At 48.4% G+C, this 18,950-nt stretch carries 15 protein-coding genes and 1 tRNA gene; 10 read left to right on the forward strand and 6 right to left on the reverse strand.

Annotated elements, in window-relative coordinates:
* The first annotated feature begins 539 nt into the window (after positions 1 to 539).
* The 6 genes from NG796_RS12650 to NG796_RS12675 all read left to right on the forward strand — a co-directional run bounded on the left by NG796_RS12650 (position 540) and on the right by NG796_RS12675 (position 6,832).
* On the forward strand, positions 540 to 1,745 hold the full coding sequence (locus NG796_RS12650) for a Coenzyme F420 hydrogenase/dehydrogenase, beta subunit C-terminal domain (RefSeq protein WP_261207178.1): 1,206 nt from the start codon (positions 540 to 542) through the stop codon (positions 1,743 to 1,745).
* A gap of 770 nt (positions 1,746 to 2,515) precedes the next feature.
* Complete coding sequence (locus NG796_RS12655; protein WP_261207179.1) at positions 2,516 to 3,370, forward strand: pentapeptide repeat-containing protein; 855 nt, start codon at positions 2,516 to 2,518, stop codon at positions 3,368 to 3,370.
* Positions 3,371 to 3,382: 12 nt separating this feature from the next.
* Positions 3,383 to 3,853 carry an ATP-dependent zinc protease gene (locus tag NG796_RS12660; protein ID WP_261207181.1) on the forward strand — a complete coding sequence of 157 codons (471 nt, stop codon included), beginning with the start codon at positions 3,383 to 3,385 and terminating at the stop codon, positions 3,851 to 3,853.
* Between the two features lie 535 nt (positions 3,854 to 4,388).
* The gene (rimK, locus tag NG796_RS12665; RefSeq protein WP_261207183.1) at positions 4,389 to 5,294 is read left to right on the forward strand and encodes a 30S ribosomal protein S6--L-glutamate ligase; all 906 of its coding nucleotides are present in this window, start codon (positions 4,389 to 4,391) and stop codon (positions 5,292 to 5,294) included.
* Between the two features lie 142 nt (positions 5,295 to 5,436).
* Complete coding sequence (locus tag NG796_RS12670; protein ID WP_261207184.1) at positions 5,437 to 6,390, forward strand: succinylglutamate desuccinylase/aspartoacylase family protein; 954 nt, start codon at positions 5,437 to 5,439, stop codon at positions 6,388 to 6,390.
* A gap of 262 nt (positions 6,391 to 6,652) precedes the next feature.
* Positions 6,653 to 6,832 (forward strand): hypothetical protein, encoded by a 180-nt coding sequence (locus NG796_RS12675; RefSeq protein WP_261207185.1) that lies wholly within the window; start codon positions 6,653 to 6,655, stop codon positions 6,830 to 6,832.
* 91 nt (positions 6,833 to 6,923) lie between these two features.
* On the opposite strand, the gene NG796_RS12680 is transcribed toward NG796_RS12675, so the two are convergent.
* Entirely contained in the window at positions 6,924 to 8,153 is a 1,230-nt protein-coding gene (locus tag NG796_RS12680) for an aminotransferase class I/II-fold pyridoxal phosphate-dependent enzyme (RefSeq protein WP_261207187.1), read from the reverse strand.
* A 303-nt stretch (positions 8,154 to 8,456) separates the two neighbouring features.
* Between NG796_RS12680 and NG796_RS12685 the strand changes: the two genes are divergently transcribed.
* The gene (locus NG796_RS12685; protein WP_411268807.1) at positions 8,457 to 9,266 is read left to right on the forward strand and encodes an acyl-CoA desaturase; all 810 of its coding nucleotides are present in this window, start codon (positions 8,457 to 8,459) and stop codon (positions 9,264 to 9,266) included.
* A 299-nt stretch (positions 9,267 to 9,565) separates the two neighbouring features.
* On the opposite strand, the gene NG796_RS12690 is transcribed toward NG796_RS12685, so the two are convergent.
* From NG796_RS12690 to psbZ, 5 genes are all read right to left on the reverse strand, one after another.
* Entirely contained in the window at positions 9,566 to 10,834 is a 1,269-nt protein-coding gene (locus tag NG796_RS12690) for a glutamate-5-semialdehyde dehydrogenase (RefSeq protein ID WP_261207189.1), read from the reverse strand.
* A gap of 9 nt (positions 10,835 to 10,843) precedes the next feature.
* The gene (locus NG796_RS12695; protein ID WP_261201355.1) at positions 10,844 to 11,251 is read right to left on the reverse strand and encodes a hypothetical protein; all 408 of its coding nucleotides are present in this window, start codon (positions 11,249 to 11,251) and stop codon (positions 10,844 to 10,846) included.
* A 345-nt stretch (positions 11,252 to 11,596) separates the two neighbouring features.
* Positions 11,597 to 11,668, reverse strand: a tRNA-Gly gene (locus NG796_RS12700).
* A gap of 108 nt (positions 11,669 to 11,776) precedes the next feature.
* A complete protein-coding gene (ribH, locus tag NG796_RS12705) occupies positions 11,777 to 12,379 on the reverse strand; it encodes a 6,7-dimethyl-8-ribityllumazine synthase (RefSeq protein WP_261207190.1) in 603 nt (200 codons plus the stop codon).
* Between the two features lie 160 nt (positions 12,380 to 12,539).
* Positions 12,540 to 12,728 (reverse strand): photosystem II reaction center protein PsbZ, encoded by a 189-nt coding sequence (gene psbZ, locus NG796_RS12710; RefSeq protein WP_015151721.1) that lies wholly within the window; start codon positions 12,726 to 12,728, stop codon positions 12,540 to 12,542.
* A 444-nt stretch (positions 12,729 to 13,172) separates the two neighbouring features.
* On the opposite strand from psbZ, the gene NG796_RS12715 reads away from it, so the two are divergent.
* From NG796_RS12715 to ychF, 3 genes are all read left to right on the forward strand, one after another.
* Positions 13,173 to 16,013 (forward strand): CBS domain-containing protein, encoded by a 2,841-nt coding sequence (locus NG796_RS12715; RefSeq protein WP_261207191.1) that lies wholly within the window; start codon positions 13,173 to 13,175, stop codon positions 16,011 to 16,013.
* A 91-nt stretch (positions 16,014 to 16,104) separates the two neighbouring features.
* Entirely contained in the window at positions 16,105 to 17,454 is a 1,350-nt protein-coding gene (locus tag NG796_RS12720; protein WP_261207192.1) for a pentapeptide repeat-containing protein, read from the forward strand.
* Between the two features lie 287 nt (positions 17,455 to 17,741).
* Positions 17,742 to 18,833 carry a redox-regulated ATPase YchF gene (gene ychF, locus NG796_RS12725; RefSeq protein WP_261207193.1) on the forward strand — a complete coding sequence of 364 codons (1,092 nt, stop codon included), beginning with the start codon at positions 17,742 to 17,744 and terminating at the stop codon, positions 18,831 to 18,833.
* The last annotated feature ends 117 nt before the right edge of the window (positions 18,834 to 18,950 follow it).

Below are 18,950 nucleotides of genomic sequence, written 5' to 3' on the forward strand. Positions count from 1 at the left end.
CCCCATCCGTTAACTGATTCTTGAACATTCCCTCTAATAATCTAATAGTTTTGCTTGAAATCCTTTAAATTTAATGATTCTTTTATATTCTTGCCAATTCCTCCGGTTAAAAGTTGAAAAACACGCAGCCTCTCCCTAGCCCCACCCTTCCCGTAACCCTCACCCCAGCATGGTCAGGGTTGAATCCATTAATCCGAAAAAATACGGTAAGAAAGGCTACAAAAATCAAGTTAAAATCCCAAGAGTTGCGGTTTACCAACCTGAAATAGACCGCTTCAGTGCGATCGCATCGGAAAAGCTAAACTCACAATTCTTCCTTTCAAAAACCCCCTGTTGAATCCACCGATTCCCCTATCCCAAAACCCGAAATTAAAAGATTGCAGAAAACTCAAGGAATCAGGATCAGTCCCAAAATCTCCCAGAACATCCCCTGACACCCACGCCGAAAAATAATCTCAGCGCCCCACTTCCAGCTACCATTCCTCCAAGCTTTAGGGTATTGTGTTTAAAAGTCCTCTCTCTGATAGATAGAGCCTTCCATGACCGCAGTACAGCCAACCCCCAAGCACCAGAAATCCAAAGCGCTCAAACCCGGTAGCCGTCCTCCCGCGAAAGAATTGTGCAGCGAGTGTGGCCTTTGCGATACTTATTACATCCATTACGTTAAAGAAGCCTGCGCCTTTCTCAACCAACAAATCGCCGCCCTGGAAGAAAGCGCCCACGGACTCAGCCGGAACTTAGATAACCCCGATGAACTCTATTTTGGCGTCCATCAACAAATGATGGCGGCACGGAAGCAGGAACCGATCCCCGGTGCACAATGGACCGGAATCGTGAGCACGATCGCCTGTGAAATGCTCGATCGCGGCCTGGTTGAAGGGGTCGTATGCGTTCAAAATACCCCCGAAGACCGATTCGGACCCATGCCCATTCTGGCGCGCACCAAAGAAGAAATCCTCGCCGCCAAAGTCAATAAACCCACCCTCTCCCCCAATCTGTCCGTCCTCGAACAAGTCGAAAAGTCCGGGATGAAGCGCTTACTGGTGATTGGGGTCGGTTGTCAGATCCAGGCATTGCGTGCAGTCCAAAAGGAACTGGGGTTAGAAAAACTCTATGTTTTAGGGACCCCCTGTGTTGATAATGTTTCCCGGGAAGGATTACAGAAATTTTTAGAAACCACCAGCAAATCCCCAGAAACGGTGGTGCATTACGAATTCATGCAAGATTTCCGCATTCATTTTAAACATGAGGACGGTTCTATCGAGAAAGTCCCATTTTTTGGATTGAATACGAAAGAACTCAAAGATATTTTTGCACCCTCTTGTTTGAGTTGCTTTGATTATGTCAACTCCCTAGCTGATTTAGTGGTGGGGTATATGGGTGCACCATACGGTTGGCAGTGGATTGTCGTTCGCAATCAAACGGGACAAGAAATGCTCGATTTGGTTACGGAACAGTTAGAAACTCAGCCAGTGATGTCCCGAGGCGATCGCCGCGCCGCTGTCCAACAAAGCATTCCCGCTTATGACAAAGCCGTGACCCTGCCGATGTGGGCCGCGAAACTGATGGGGGTGGCGATCGAAAGAATTGGTCCGAAAGGGTTAGAGTATGCGCGCTTCTCCATTGATTCCCACTTCACCCGCAACTATCTGTATGTCAAACGGAATCATCCTGAAAAATTAGACGCTCATGTTCCCGAATTTGCCAAGCAGATTGTGAGCCAATATCAATTGCCCGAATCTTGAGTATCCTAGTTGCGGAGGCGATCGGGTGCTTTCCCTTAACTTAACCACCCCTGCCTCCTCTATCCTCTCCTCTTCCCTCTGAGCTCCCCTGCTTAAAACAACTTCCCGAAAGCAGAATTTTTAAGGTGGATTGAGGGAACTCCAAAAATTCAAATATCACCCATAGATTGCGCCGTTGCAGTGCAATCAAAATTTTTCTGCGGTGTAGTGCCCTTCGTGATAGCCAGAGGCGATGCTAGAGATTAGCCACAAGGGCGCTAACCCACCGGAGTTGAACCATTCCCTAATCTGGAGATTTTGATGGAGGAATTCCCCTTTCGCAAAATCTTGACCATTTTTTTTGCAAAAATTATTACAAACTGTAGGTATCTTAAGCTTCAATTTAGACCTACAATTTCACCCCGATGCAATTCCCTTGAGCTATAGAATTATTTGGGTTTAAAAACCCGAAATGAGTCAAGATTTTACTAAACCTATCTCTGAGTAGAGGGGGTTTTCTCGCTCTACCCTCAGAATTAGACTACTTTTTGGACCTTAATTATTGACGGAAACTTTCTGGGATTTCCGTTGACTGGCATGGACTTCGGGAGTTGAAAACCGGATTAAAAAAAGTTTCGCCTCTCGTCTTGTTATTTTGGGTTTTAAAGGCGATCGGCCCAAAAAATATATTTCTAAACCTAGTGGGGATCGGTCTAAAGGGTGAGGGCGTTAGTCTGAACCCTTGACTAAGATTTATCAAAAGATAACAACATAATTAGGAAAGACTCCTTATGAAGATCGAAACATTTGAGACCCTTTACCGCTCAGGAACGCGAGATTTTTCCCATTGGGATTTATCTCATCAAAAAGCTGGGTGGGTTAACATGAGCTACACAAATTTGACAGGTGCAGACTTGAGTCATAGCCAATTCTGCTCTGCTCTTCTTCAGGGAGCGACACTCATTGAAGCCAACTTAGAGGAAATCACACTCAGAGCCGCTGATCTGCGTCGAACCGACTTGAGTCACGCCAATTTAAGACGAGCCGACTTAAGTCGAGCAGATTTGATTGAAACCAACTTACGCAGTGCCAATCTCGAACAAGCAAATCTCACCGAAGTAATATTTAGTCAAGTTATCCTCGCCGATGCCAACTTGAGCCACGCTAATCTCCAGGGACTTAACCTCAGCGGCATTAACCTTGCGGGCGCGAACTTACAAGGAGCAAATATCGCAGGGGTTGTCTTTCATAATGCCAATCTGTCCAGAGCCAATTTAAGCGGATTAGATCTCAGCCATACGGACCTCAGTGGTGCTAATCTGAGCTATGCAGATTTAAGTCATACCCAACTGACCGAAGCTATACTTTACGGAGCCAATTTGACCGGGGCGATTTTAACCTCGGCCCAGTTAGACGGTGCCAAAATGAATGGCTCGCTTTTAGATGGAGCCGATCTCAGCCAAGCGAACCTCCAGGATGCGGATGTCAAGTGGGTGGATCTGACCAATGCCAATCTAAAAAATACTGATTGTGTTGGCACTTGTTGGAAACTGTCCAATCTAAGCCAAGCCAATCTAATTGATGCCAACCTCTATGAAAGTGATCTCAAAGAGGCGCTCATAGCCAAACATAACCATGTTCAATAGGAATAAAACTGGATGAAACAAAAACCACAACTCCCGGTAATGGGCTGGCGGGAGTGGGTTTCCTTGCCTGAGCTAGGAATCGAGAAAATTAAAGCCAAAATTGATACGGGTGCGCGCTCTTGTGCCATCCATGCCTTTGATATTGAAAGCTTTAACCAACAAGGAAAACATTTAGTTCGTTTCAAAGTGCATCCGTATCAACGGGATAGCATTCAAACTATTACTACGGTGTCCCCCCTAGTGGATGCCAGACAAGTCCGCAATTCGGGCGGTCAGGCTGAGTTAAGATTGGTCATTGTCACCCAGCTCGAAATTTTAGGTTATCAATGGCCCATCGAACTCACCCTCACCAATCGCGACGTTATGGGATTTCGGATGCTGCTCGGACGTCAGGCATTACGGCATCGCTTTTTAGTCGATCCCGGAAAGTCTTTTTTACTCAGTCATAAGTCAGAGAAAAATTCCTGCCCTCCGTCAGGATAGAATATCTTGCTACAAAATCTCCTCAGCTTGCTCCCCTTAAATTTGAGATGATAACCGTCTAATTGACAAGGATTGCGCTATTTTTTATTCTAAATCCTATTTGTTAATGTTTTGAAACCCTAGGTTAAAACCCGTTTAGATGGGTGGGGAATGCTCTTTGGGTGAACGGGTATAAAAAAGTTTAATGCTTTCCTTCCTTAAACAAAATTTAATAATTTATTTTATCTAGCTGAAGATTGACAAGGCTTTAAAATTAGGTAGAATCAATAAAATTTTGAGAAGAGTCTTATGCTTAAAAGCCCTTTAACGGGTTAAAACAAAAATATAAGTCTATGCGTCCCCTGAAAACCAACCGCCCTAGGGTAGATTACCGCCACAGCCCCAGACTTGGCCTAGGTTGGGTGGGGGCGCGACCCCAAGGTTTATAGAACTTATCCCCCCGGTTGTTTGAATTCGGGGATACTTTCAACTTGGACTTCTTCGCCCTAGGGTAGATCGCAGCAGTTTAAGATCAGAGCATCCAATATAGAAAATTATGAAAATCGCGATTTTGTCGCAAAAGGCTTCACTTTACTCCACCCGACGACTCAAAGAAGCGGGTGAGCAACGAGGTCATCAGATGAAGGTGATTGATTACCTGCGCTGTTATATGAATATCGCCTCTCATCGGCCAACGGTGGTCTATCAGCAGAAACCGTTAGAAGACTTTGATGCCATTATCCCCCGGATTGGGGCCTCGAAAACTTTCTATGGAACGGCAGTGGTGCGTCAGTTTGAGATGATGGGAGTTTTCACGGCAAATGAGTCTCAGGCGATTTCGCGATCGCGGGATAAACTGCGCTGTTTGCAACTGCTGGCACGGGAGGGGATCGGACTGCCAGTCACTGGTTTTGCCAATTCCACCAAAGACATTGAAGGGTTAATCGAAATTGTCGGGGGTGCGCCTCTAGTGATTAAACTCCTGGAAGGTACCCAAGGGATTGGGGTGGTCCTCGCAGAAACGACCCAAGCCGCCAAGTCGGTGATTGAAGCGTTTCGCGGGTTGGATGCTAATATTTTGGTCCAAGAATTTATTAAAGAAGCCGAGGGTGCTGACATCCGCTGTTTTGTGGTGGGAGATAAGGTGGTTGCCTCGATGAAACGTCAGGGTGAACCGGGAGAATTTCGCTCTAATCTGCATCGGGGAGGGACGGCGGAAAAAATCAAGCTGACTCCAGAGGAACGCTCAACAGCGGTAAGAGCCGCTAAGACGATGGGGTTAAAGGTGGCGGGAGTGGATATCTTGCGATCCAATCATGGTCCGGTGGTGATTGAGGTGAATTCGTCACCGGGTTTAGAAGGGATTGAGGCGGCATCCAATGTGGATGTAGCGAGCAAGATTATCGAGTTTATTGAGAAAAATTCTGCGCCGAAAAAAACCCGCGATCGCATTCAATCCTAATCACAACTGAGCAGACTCCATGCCATTTCTACCCACTCCCGGAGCAATCTGGGTTTAACCGGGGGCCAAAGCATTGTAAATTAGAAGGCATTCACAGCTTCCCTTCAATCCTCAGCGACTTGCAAAGCGAACGTTAAACTGTATGTCTGGAGTCATTCAAATCGGCAATGCCACCATCCCACCGGGAGAACAAAGGCGCTTAGAATTGCCGGTTGCCCGACTGCCGACGCAAACCCTGCTTGGACTGCCCGTTACTGTCATCAATGGCACTCGACCGGGGCCTCGACTCTGGTTGAGTGCCGCAATTCACGGAGATGAAATTAATGGGGTGGAAATTATTCGACAAGTGCTGCATCAGATTTCCCCCCGTCAACTCTGTGGCAGCATCATCGCGGTGCCAATTGTGAATGTGTTCGGGTTTATTGAACAGTCGCGCTATTTACCCGATCGCCGAGACTTAAACCGTTCTTTTCCGGGTTCGGCAAGGGGTTCATTAGCTTCTCGTTTGGCGTATCTGTTCATGAAAGAAGTGGTGATGCGATGTACGCATGGGATTGATTTACATACGGCTTCCCATCATCGAATTAATCTACCGCAAATTCGGGCTAATCTCTACGATCGCGAAACGTTTCGCTGTGCTCAGGCATTTGGCGCACCTCTGATGATTCATGCGACGACTCGGGATGGTTCCTTGCGACAAGCGGCGACTCAGTTGGGAATTCCAGTTCTGCTCTATGAAAGTGGAGAAGCACTCAGATTTGATGCGGAGGCGATCGCAGTGGGAACTCGGGGAATTATGCAAGTAATGGCAATGTTGGGGATGATCTCCGCTGGTGCGCCCTCCCCCTTTCCTCCTTCTTTAGAAGTGAAAAAAACCCAATGGGTGCGATCGCCCTCTAGTGGAATTCTTCATTTAGAAGTAGGACTCGGCCAATCTATCTCCAAAAAACAGCGCTTAGGGATTATCTGTGATGCCTTCGGAGACCAGACGATGAAAGTTTATGCCCCCTTTGATGGGGTGATTATTGGTCATACTCAAAACCCTTTGGTTAATCAAGGCGATGCAATTTTGAACCTTGCAGCCATTGAACCCTAAACTGTTCTCCTCTTCCCGGTTGAGTCATCATTGATTATTTCCAATCTCCCCCATCCGGTTTAAAGCCTGGAAGCATTTGCTCCCCTAATGGTTCCATACCCTTGAGGATAATTGTAACGATTTATTTACAAAACTTTATTTTTTTTATAACAATAATTGACAGTCCTCAAAAAATATCCGGTAAGATTAAGTAAAGTTTGTGAAAATCAACTTAAATTAACAACCGGATAGAATATTGAGTACGCCTTTTTGGATACTACCTATGAAAATCCAAACGGGAGATTGTTTAATTTCCAGGGATGGCCGTTACTATCGGGTCATTGATTGTTGTGGCGAGTTTATATCTTTGATGCCACTTCAGGGCTACACCGTCTTTACTTGCCGTCAGAGTTACTTGGAATCCTCCTTTAGTTTCGTCGAGGTGCAACAACAAGTAGCTTGAACCGAGAGGGCAGAGGCCCTCTTTCGTTCCGTTAGCGAGAAGCAACCCTCGTTGAATAACAGCCGGAAGTATTAACGACGAGGACAGCCCGTTAAGCCGGACCCACCGCTGCGACTGCCGCTTCTAGGGCGATCGCCACATGAGTCCAATGAGTTCCTCCCTGGCAAAACACCACATAAGGCTCCCGCAATGGACCATCCGCAGATAACTCCGAGGTACTGCCATCAATAAAACTCCCCCCTGCCATCACCAACTGACTCTCGTACCCAGGCATCGGTGCAGGCACTGGATCCAAATAGGACCCGATAGGGGAATACTTTTGAATCGCACGGCAAAACGCAATCAGTTTTTCCGGTGACCCCAACTGAATCCCTTGAATGACATCCCGCCTTGGTGCAGTGGGGGCCGGGTTGACCGGATATCCCAGGCGATCGAACACATAAGCAGTCAAATGATTTCCCTTCATCGCCTCTCCCACCATTTGTGGCGCGAGAAACAACCCCTGAAACAGTAACCGATTGCGATCGAACGTCGCCCCCCCACTACTGCCAATTCCCGGCGCAGTCAGGCGACAGGTGGCCGCTTCGACCAAATCCGCGCGCCCTGCCACATAGCCGCCACCCTCAACAATTGTCCCCCCGGGATTTTTAATCAAAGAACCGGCAATTAAATCCGCCCCCACCGCCGGGGGTTCGCGATCTTCAATAAATTCCCCATAGCAGTTATCTACAAAACAAATCGTCTCGGGATTTTGCTCCTTGACGAGATGAATAATTTTTTCAATATCCGCAATGGAAAGACTGGGACGCCAAGAGTACCCACAAGAGCGCTGGATCGACACCAAACGGGTCTTTTTCGTAACTGAACTTTGGAGGGCCACCCAATCGATTTCTCCGGTGGGGGTTAGTTCCAATTGACGATAACTCACTCCGAATTCCATGAGGGAGCCTTGACCCGTACCGCGTAACCCAATCACTTCCTCTAAGGTATCGTAGGGAGCGCCCGCCACAGCCAACATTTCATCTCCGGGACGGAGGACCCCAAAGAGGGCGCAAGCGATCGCATGAGTTCCAGAAACAAACTGTACCCGCACCGTCGCTGCTTCAGCACCCATCACCTCAGCAAAGATTTGATCCAGGGTCTGGCGTCCCAAGTCATCATGACCATATCCGGTCACCCCAGCAAAATGGTGAACCCCTACACGGTGACGGCGATAAGCCCCGAGGACCCGCTCTAGGTTTTTCTTGACCTGAGCATCAATTTGACAAAATAGAGGAAACAGCGCGGTTTCTGCTTCTTGCAGCCATTGAGAGCGATCCATTAAAACCTCATGGGAAATGTTACAGTAAGTTAAGGGAAAAAATTGCCCTGATGTAAAATAATCTCAGCCAATCGAGGGTTTTGCCAACTTGGGCGTTTTGACAGACTCTTACCGGGAGTCGAGGCGATCGCGCTGTAGGGCAAAAAGACTAGACCTCACGCTTAATAGGTGATGGTGCCATTGCAACATCCCACAGCAGATTTTGGCAGAAAAATTTGTAATAAGGTCACAATAAGGTCACAGATGACGATTGTCAGTTCAACACAAGAAACACAAGCAACAATAGGGCAAGATCTATCCCGGATGCCGCCTGACTGGCCGGTTATCATTTTCATGATTGCAATTCATGCTTTTGCCCTATTCGCATTCCTGCCAAGCAACTTTAGTTGGGCGGCAGTGGGGTTAGCGGTCTTTTTCCACTGGGTAACCGGGGGTCTGGGAATTACCCTGGGATTTCATCGATTAGTGACTCATCGCAGCTTTACTGCACCCAAGTGGTTAGAGTATTTTCTGATCCTGTGCGGCACCCTCAGCTGTCAAGGGAGTCCGATCGATTGGGTTGGACTGCATCGTGCACATCATCTCCACTCGGATAATACCGCTGATCCCCATGACTCCAATCAGGGGTTCTGGTGGAGCCACATGGGCTGGCTATTCTATCATTCTCCCGCTGAGGCGGAAATCCCTCGCTTAACAAAAGATATTGCAGACGATCCGTTTTATCAGTTTTGCGACAAGTTTTTACTGCCGCTTCAAATTGCTTTAGGTATTAGTTTCTACTTTTTAGGCGAAGCCATTTCTCCCGGACTTGGCTGGTCCTTCGTGGTTTGGGGAATTTTTGTTCGCCTTGTCGTGGTGTTTCACTGCACCTGGTTTGTGAACAGCGCCACTCATAAGTTTGGCTATCGCACCTATGACAGTGAAGATCGCTCTACGAACTGCTGGTGGGTTGCGTTAGTCACCTATGGCGAAGGTTGGCACAATAATCACCATGCCTATCAATATTCTGCCCGACATGGAATGCAGTGGTGGGAAATTGATTTTACTTGGATGACGATTCAAATTTTACAAGCCCTGGGCCTTGCGAAAAATGTCAAGTTAGTTGGGAAATAACCACTGAGGTTTAAACCGGCAAAACTCGGATTGGATTGAGAAAAAAAGAGTGGGGAGGATAAATCAAATTTATCCTCCCCATTTTTAATAGACTTTTTGGTGAATACCGGATTGATCCCCCCAAACCCCCCTTAACAAGGGGGGCTTAAGGATTTATTTCTATGGCTTTCCCCCATTAAATCAATATTTATTCCTCTGGCGTTCCCCTTAAGAAGGAGGACGGGAGGGGGATTTCCTGGGGAGAAGGGGGGTTCATCCGTTATTGTGCAAGAGGTCTCATGAATCCGAGATGGAAGGGTTTAAACTTGACCTTTGCCTTGAATAATATGTTTGACAGTAGTCAAACTTTCCATGCTAATTAAGCCTCGGCGATGGCCTTTTTGGTTGGACATTCCTAGAAAAATAGCATCTCCCTGTTTGGGATAGCGGTAAAAGCGAGGCGAAGCGTTGATATAGGTTGAGGCGCTGTTGACTCCTCCCCCAAATTGAGAACTTTCCAGATAGGATTCAGTGACGATACAATCCGCATGACCACTGCTGTATTGATTAATCCAGGCGATCGCCGCTTCCAGATTATCCACCACTTTAAAGGCGACAGTTTTGGTTAAATAGGCCGAAGACCATTCTGATTCTTCTACTTTTTTTAAGTCTGGAAACTCTTCACTGAGAAGGTCATCTACCCGAACTTCAAACCCTTTATCTTGCAAGCTATTAAACAACATTGCTAAGGAGGAGGGTTTTTGATTGGGATGAATCAGGACTTTTTCAATGGCATTGACGGGATCGGGTTCACTTTGGTGGGAGTCTTGAATCATCCAGCGTGCCAAATCCATACTCCCGCTGGGGGACCAATACAGGTAACAGTTACCCATGCCGGATTTGAGTACCGGGACCGTTGCTTGACGAATCACCTGCTGGACGAGACTAGGGCGACCGTAAGGGATGACTAAATTGATATATTTATCTTGGCGGACTAAATCGCGGGTGGAAACCCCCATTTCTGCCGGAATCATTTCCAGACAGCCTTCGGGCATATCTGCTTTGAATAGGGCGCGTTGCAAGGCATCGGCGATCGCAGTGTTGGAGTGGGCTGCATACATTCCGCCTTTGAGAATCAGACAGTTGCCGGTTTTGATGCATAACCCGGCGGCGATCGCCCCTAAATCTGGTAACGCTTCATAGACTAAACTGATTACCCCTAAAGGCATCAACTGGCAGTAAGATTGTGACCCCTCCACCTGGTAGGAGGCATTCATAACCCGGCGCATCGGATCGGATAATTCCGCCAACCGTTGCAGAATTTGCACCGTTGTTTGGATTCGTTCTGGGGTCAACTTGAGCCATTCCAGAATTAAATCAGGCACTGCCATTTCCCGCGACGCTTCCAAATCGAGGGTATTGGCTTCTAAAATATCATCCGAGGCTTGCTTGAGGGATTTCGCCATCTCCTCCAAAGCACGGGTTCGTTGTTGGCTGGAAGTCTGCGCCATGATCAAAGAAGCTTGATAGACGCTCTCCACGACTGCCATCGCATCAGGATTTGGGGGAAAAGTAGAATCTGTTGTCATCGAGCTCATCTATCGCCTGTAAGCCAACCAAACCATTAAGGCTGGCAAGGTTGCCAGCAACACCGCTAAAATGACCCAAGGGATCACACTGGGGCCTAGGGGTAACCCCAAAGCGTAGGGTAACCAGAATACCACTAGGCCGATGACAATCACGAGGGACATGGGTAAGTAACTCTCCCTCAGTCGGGTATTGGTGACGCACCACTGATTGCCGTTCCAGTTCCAACACCGTTTATAGGGTGAGTTAGTCGGGAGTTGCTCGATTCCCTGTCCATCTTCAGTAACCACAAAAATATTTTGACACCGATCGCACCCCAAGGCTTCGGTTAGGGTGATCGGGACCAAACGTCCCCGCCGCCTACAGGGACAGGGGTACTCTGCATTGAGGTCGATCTTTTGGGATTTTTGAGATGGCACAGGCGCTAATCCATAAAAATTCCACGACTTTACAACATAGACTTGCCAATCTCTGCGATCGATGATCCTCGGCGATCGCCTGGAAATTTTGACAGCTTACGATAGGAGCTTAATGCTCCATTTTTCCCGTTTATATTACAGGACTGATTGTAGCATTCGGGAGTTTTCATCACCTTGAGGTTATCTGCCCGGATCTTAACATCGTTTTTTGACTTGAGCGTTCGCCCTGCTGGCAACTTACACTCAGGCTTGCAACTGGATCATAACAACTGTAATCGGGATTCTCAAGGGAATTCCCGATCGCAAAAGCTATTTTTGATCAGATAATTCATGGATAGTTTAAAAAGCGGGTAACGCGATTCGAACGCGCGACATTCACCTTGGCAAGGTGACGCTCTACCACTGAGCTATACCCGCAAATCTTTGACTTTATTAGTATGGCAGATTCACCAGGGTTTGTCAAGGCGATCGCTCAAAAAATTTTTGAGCGTCGCTCAAAGCCCTGAAACGATGGGCAGACAAGCCTTATTCCAGTTCGGCATCCGAAGAAACCTGGGCGGATCGAGGTTGTTTTAATGCAGAAGCTGGTAACGAGCGATCGCCACCGCCTAGGGCCGCTTTCTGAGGGGCATTCCCCTCCCCAGAACCTACCTGATTTAAGCACCGCATCAAACTCGCCATTTCCAGGGCATTCATGCCATAATCCCAGCCCTTATTACTTTTCACCCCTGCCCGTTCTAGGGCTTGTTGCATCGTATCCGCCGTAATAATGCCAAAAATCACCGGTACTCCCGTCTGATATCCCGCCGCTGCAATCCCTTTCGAGACCTCTGCTGCCACATAATCAAAATGAGGGGTTTGACCTCGGATCACTGCACCTAAGCAAATCACCGCATCATAGCGCCCAGAAACAGCGAGTTGACGCGCCACAATGGGCACTTCAAAACTCCCGGGAATCCATACATAATCTACCTGAGTCCCCTGGGGATCCACATCCACACCGTGACGCTTCAGAGCATCTTCACAGCCCTGTAACAGTTTGCCCACAATCAAATCATTGAAGCGACTGATCACGATCGCAAACCGCAAGCCCTCAGTCTGGGTAAACGTTCCCTCAAAAACGGCCATATTAGTTTTAGGTCTAATTGATTATCGATAAAGTTGTAGGGGTAAGCCTTCATGCTCCCCCTGTGGAATGGGCGATCGGGAATCGAAAGGACAAAAGACCATCGGAATCACACCGATCGCCCATTGAACCTTCCGATCACTGCCCGAAATATCCTGGCGCTTATACCACCAAAAAGTTTAAAACTCCCACCAGAATCACCAGAGCAAACCAAACACCCGAACCAATGAACAGCAGGGGTTTAGATTGATCCCAGTTTTGGGGAGAGGCATAAGCGACAGGAACGCCCACGACCATCACAAAAGACAAGAAAACCAGAGCGGCAAGAGCCAGTTGAAAAATAATTGTCATTTTTTTTTCTTCCTTTGACAGCAGTGGTCTAGTAATCAGGGTTGAAACTAGAGCAAACTAAGGTTAATTAATCGCTCTGATTCCTAACCTACCAAAAAATGACCCACTCTCATAGAGGGGGTACAGGCTTTATTGTTAGGGAGGTGGGGGGGATGGGGAGGATGGGGAGGATGGGGGAGATGGGGAGGATGGGGGAGATGGGGAGGATGGGGATTTTTGTAGTAACGACTTCAGTCGTTTCCTCGTGACTTAGCTTAAGCAAGTCACGCTTTTAGAAGGTTCTGCCTCCAGTCCCTATACAGGCGCTTAAGCTGCTGATTGTGCGTATCATGGCACAGTCATGACAGGAGGAAATCTCCCCATCTCCCCCATCCTCCCTATCTCCCCCATCCTCCCCATCTCCCCCATCCTCCCCATCTCCCTAACAAACACATGACAAGAAAAATGGACATTATTTTGTGTCATACCACGGCAGATTTCGATACCTTGGGGGCTGCGGTGGGAGTGACTCGGTTATCCCCGGGAAGTCGAATTGTACTAGCGGGGGGTTGCCATCCGGGAGTGCGGCAATTTTTGGCGTTACATCGGGATGAGTACCCCTTGATTGAACGGCGATCGGTCAATCCCGATCGCATTCGGTCCGTGACGGTAGTGGATACCCAACAGCGCGATCGCCTGGGTAAAACCGCAGAATGGTTAGATTTGCCCGTCCCGATTTCAGTCTGGGATCATCACCCTCATGTTCACAGCGATATTCCAGCGACAGAGACTCATATTGAAGCCCTAGGAGCCACGACGACGGCGATCGTGGAACAGCTTCGCCTAGGATTAGACCCTCATCCCAACGGACCAATTTTGAATGTGGCTGAAGCAACAGTCATGGCCCTGGGTATTCATGTGGATACGGGGTCTTTAACCTTTGACCATACAACCCCTAGGGATGCGATCGCCTTAGCTTGGTTAATGGAACAAGGCGCTTCCTTATCGGTGATTGCCGAATATATCGAACCGGGATTATCCCCCCGACTCCAGGACCTACTCACCACTGCCTTAGACACCCTACACACCGAAACCATCCAGGGTCATCCCGTTTCTACGGTGCTGTTGGAAACCCCGGAATACATTGCTGGATTATCTAGTGTTGCAGCGCAAATCATGGAGATTACCGACACGGAAGCGCTGCTGTTGGGAAATCGCTATCCCATTAAAGGCTCTGATGAACATCGGCTCATGGTGATTGGCCGATCGCGCATTGCCAGGACCAATCTCCAAACTCTATTCACCCCTTGGGGGGGTGGGGGACATCCCCGTGCCAGTTCGGTTAGTTTGCGCCTCACGGACCCGGTAGCTACCTTCCAGGAAATCCTCGAAGACTTTAAAACACAAATTCCACATCAACCTGTCGCCCGAGAATTGATGTCTTCTCCAGTCCGGACCATTCGACCCGAGACTACCATTCATGAAGCTCAACGGATTCTGTTGCGCTACGGACATTCGGGGTTATCTGTGGTGAATGAAGCAGGAACCCTCGTGGGGGTGATTTGTCGCCGGGACCTGGATATTGCCCTGCATCATGGATTGGGTCATGCCCCAGTTAAAGGCTATATGAGTAGCAATGTTAGAACGATCGCCCCGGATACGCCTTTACCGGAGATTGAGGACCTGATGGTAACCTTTGATATCGGTCGATTGCCGGTGTTGTCTGAAGGGGCATTGCAAGGAATTGTGACCCGCACTGATGTCTTGCGACAACTGCACCAAGATAGTGCGATCGGCTCTAAGAGCAATTTAACCACTGGAAGTCCGCCCTATTGTCCCTTACCTCGGGAAGTTGCCTCCCTGTTGGCTAATCGCCTCGCGCCGCAACTGGGGACCCTCCTCAATCGGGCGGCCCAATTGGCGGAAGAACGGGGGTGGCATCTTTATCTCGTCGGTGGAGCGGTGCGGGACATCCTCTGGGCAATTTATCACCAAGAGGGGAGCGCGGGGTTTAAATTATTAGAGAAAGAGGAGAGCCGGAAAGAACCCGAAGGCGATCGCGCACCCCTGCTGCTAACAGATATTGATCTCGTTGTGGATGGGTTCGATTCTCGTGCCGATGATGCTGCCGGGGTCGAACTGGCTGAACAACTTCAAAAACTTTATCCTACGGCTCGTTTAGATATTCACGGCCAATTTCAAACTGCTGCCTTGTTGTGGCATAAAGACCCGGAGTTAGATTCTCTATGGGTCGATATTGCCACAGCACGGACGGAATTTTATCCCTATCCAGCGGCAAATCCCGAAGTTGAAGCCTCCTCCATTCGGCAAGACCTCTACCGCAGAGATTTTACCTTGAATGCCCTCGCTGTGAGGCTCACGGGGCCGAATCGTCGCGGGGAAATCTTAGATTTCTTTGGGGGTTGGTTAGATTTACAGGCGGGACAGATTCGGGTGTTACACGCCAATAGTTTTATTGAGGACCCGACGCGGATTTATCGGGCGGTGCGGTTTGCGGTGCGGTTGGGATTCGAGATTGAACCTCAGACTCAAGGGTATATTCGGCTGGCGATGGAGAGTGGGGTGTATTTGCGATCGCCGGAGTTAACTCGGCGCGTGCCTGCATTGGAAACCAGACTGAAGAATGAACTGAAATATATTTTACAAGCCCCTTACTGGCAACGGGCTTTGCAATTATTAGACTCCTTTGATGCATTACGCTGTATCCATCCCAGCTTAAAATTAGACCGGGATTTATGGCAGCAACTGCGATCGGTCGATCGCTGGATTCGTCAAATTCAGGGTACGGTGAATGGAGCCGAATCGCCGCTTAAAACCCTTCCCGAATCGTGGCAGATTCGCCTAGAACTGCTAATTGCTCATTTAGAGCCGCAATGGCGGGGAGAAGTGGCCCAAAATTTGCAAATGAGTACCGATAGCATTGAGCGCTTAGAACAGTTGGCAACGGCGGCGATCGCCGTTACTCCGGTGCAGGAGATTTCCCGACCCAGCGAGGTAGTCCGATTGTTAAGCCGTTATGACCGGACGTTGTTGATGGCGATCGCCGTTATGAGTCCCAAAGTGGTCAGGCGGCGAATCTGGCAATATATCCATCACTGGATGAATGCTAAACCCTTACTCAACGGCAATGATCTCAAAGCCCTCGGTTACAAACCCGGACCCCACTTTAAGACCATTTTAGACAGCCTGCTTGCGGCCACCCTAGACGGGCAAATTCAAAGCCGCTCTGATGCCGAGGCGTATCTAGGCCAATATTTTCCCCGGGACTCCATTCAACGACCCTAGGGGATTTTCAATTCAGGCAGTCAAAAGGGTTCTGTTTTGGGAAGATTTTTAGATACAGCTTTCCTTGCTAACTCTCTACCACTAAACCAATATGGATGCTAACGAACTGCTGAAGCGGTATGCAGCAGGAGAAAGGGATTTTCGGGGTGCCTACTTAGTCCGTGCTGACTTGATGTTTGCTGAACTCAGTCTGGCGGATTTATACGATGCCGACCTAAGTTGTGCTGACCTGTTTGAGGCCAAACTCAGTGGCATCAAACTCAGTGGAGCCAATTTAGAAAATGCTCACCTGAGCCGTGCGGACTTGAGTAATGGCAAGCTCTTTGGCGCTAAATTAAGCTATGCCGACCTCAGTCGGGCCGATTTGTTTCGGGCGGATTTATTTCGAGCTGAACTCAGCGATGCGGACCTTCATCGCGCTAATCTCACCCGCGCCGACCTCAGTGGAGCCAACCTGACTCGGGCTAATTTGAATGAAGCCACCTTAAATCAAGCTAATTTAAGCGATAGTAATCTTTCTTTTGCCAGTCTGAATAATGCCAAGTTACATGGGGCCAAATTGAACGGGGCCAATTTAAGTGAAGCGCGACTCTTTGATAGTGACCTCACTGGAGCTAAATTAGAAAAAGCAGACTTGAGAAATGCTGAACTATTCGCCGCTAAATTAATTGAAGCTAATTTAGTAGAAGCCGACTTACGCAACGCCAAATTTAGTGAAGCCAATTTGAGCAAAGCCAAGCTCGATGGAACGAATCTGTCTGGAAGTAATCTGAGTCGCACCAACCTCAGTGAAGCCAGTTTGAGTGAAGCCAATTTGACCGAAGCGAACCTCAGTGAAGCGACTTTACGGAAAGCAAACCTCAGCGGGGCCAAATTGTGTGATGCTAATCTCAGTCGCGCCAACCTCAGCGAAGCGAATTTACTAGGAGCGGATCTGTCGAGTCCCAAGAGAGAGCCGATCGCCGAGCGGTCCTTGTCCCTCAAAAATAAAAAATCTGTCATGCTGGGTCGCGATCCCAGCGTTTCCTTACAGATTTATTCCCCGTTTGTCTCCCGTCGTCATGCTTCCATCGATATCGAAGAGAATGGACAATATATTATTCGTGACCATAACAGCACGAATGGGGTCTTTGTCAATGACCAGCAAATCGAGGAATCAATGGTGTTACCCGATGGAGCCCGAATTCGCATCGGACCTTTTCTGTTAATTCTCAACGGGGATGAACTGGAATTGCAGGATGAGCAAAACCGGCAACCCACTTCCCTGAGTGAGGCTGATTTAAGTCAAGCGGACTTGCGGAATGCCAACCTAACCGGGGCGAATTTCTATCGGGCTAACCTCAAAGGTGCTAACCTTTATGGCGCGAACCTCACCGGCAGCAATCTGAGCCATGCCAACCTCGCGGGCGCTACAATGCCAGATGGGTCAATTCATCCCTAGGCATCCCTAGGCGATCGGTAAAGTGATCCCCACAACCGGCGCGGGATTGAACCCCTACAGCCTGCCTAGAGCTTTGGAACAGTCGTGAATCCCTAGGACAAGAAACCGGGTTTCTGTTCTCGATTGGTTGCTAATAGGTATAAATTTTATTGAGAAACCCGGTTTTTAACCGCTATCCTGTTCACCCCCTAGATAGCCTTCACAGACCAATGTTTGCTAGAGTATTTCATTCGGAGTCAGTCTCCGGTTGAATGCCCATACCGAAACTTCTACTTGTAACGTCTAAAATGCTAAGAGCCGGAATTGTCGGACTCCCAAATGTGGGAAAATCTACTTTATTTAATGCCTTAGTTGCGAATGCTAAAGCGCAAGCGGCTAACTTCCCTTTCTGCACCATCGAACCCAATGTGGGAGTCGTGGCGGTGCCAGATGAGCGGTTAACCCTGTTGGCAAAACTCTCAAAATCCGAGCAAATCGTCCCCACGCGCATCGAGTTTGTGGACATTGCCGGATTAGTCAAAGGTGCCAGCAAAGGCGAGGGTCTGGGTAACCAGTTTTTATCTCATATTCGGCAAGTCGATGCGATCGTGCAGGTGGTCCGTTGTTTTGACGATGAAAATATCATTCACGTAGCGGGTTCTGTCGATCCCGTTCGGGATATCGAAATCATTAACTTAGAACTGGGATTAGCGGATTTAGCACAAATTGAGCGGCGCATGGATCGGACTCGGAAATTAGCGCGCAGCAGTAAAGAGGGTCAACTTGAAATGGCCGCTTTAGAAAAATTAGCGGCAGCCTTGAATGAAGGGAAACAAGCGCGGCAAGTGTCTTTAACGGCGGAAGAAACGGAAGCTATTCTGACCCTTGATTTACTTACCAGCAAACCGATTATTTATGCAGCTAATGTCTCGGAAGATGACTTGGCGACTGGCAATGAATGGGTAGAAAAAGTTCGAGAAGTTGCCTCAGCCGAAAATGCCAAGGTAGTAATTATTTCGGCACAAGTTGAATCGGAACTGGTGGACCTTCCGGAAGAGGAACGGGGAGATTTTCTCGCCTCTCTCGGGGTGGAAGAAGGCGGATTAAAGTCGTTGATTGCCGCGACGTATCAATTATTGGGATTACGCACATTTCTCACGACTGGACCGAAAGAAACCCGGGCTTGGACCATTCGAGAAGGAATGTTAGCACCTCAAGCAGCCGGGGTGATTCATACGGATTTTGAACGGGGTTTCATTCGTGCTGAAACGGTTGCCTATGAGGATTTGGTGAGTACAGGTTCGATGAATGCGGCGAAGGAAAAAGGGTTGATTCGCAGTGAAGGAAAAGAGTATGTGGTTCAAGAAGGCGATGTAATGCTGTTCCGGTTTAATGTTTAAGCGGTAGGGGTAGAAATATAGCGCGTCTAAATCATTTTGACCTAGAAATAGCGAAGCTCAATGTCAGTGCACTCCTCACAGGCTTTGTCTTAAGCGAAGCGATGTCGCAGGCTTGAG

Origin of the sequence: Laspinema sp. D2d, assembly GCF_025370755.1 — a bacterium.
In the GTDB taxonomy this organism is placed as follows: domain Bacteria; phylum Cyanobacteriota; class Cyanobacteriia; order Cyanobacteriales; family Laspinemataceae; genus Laspinema.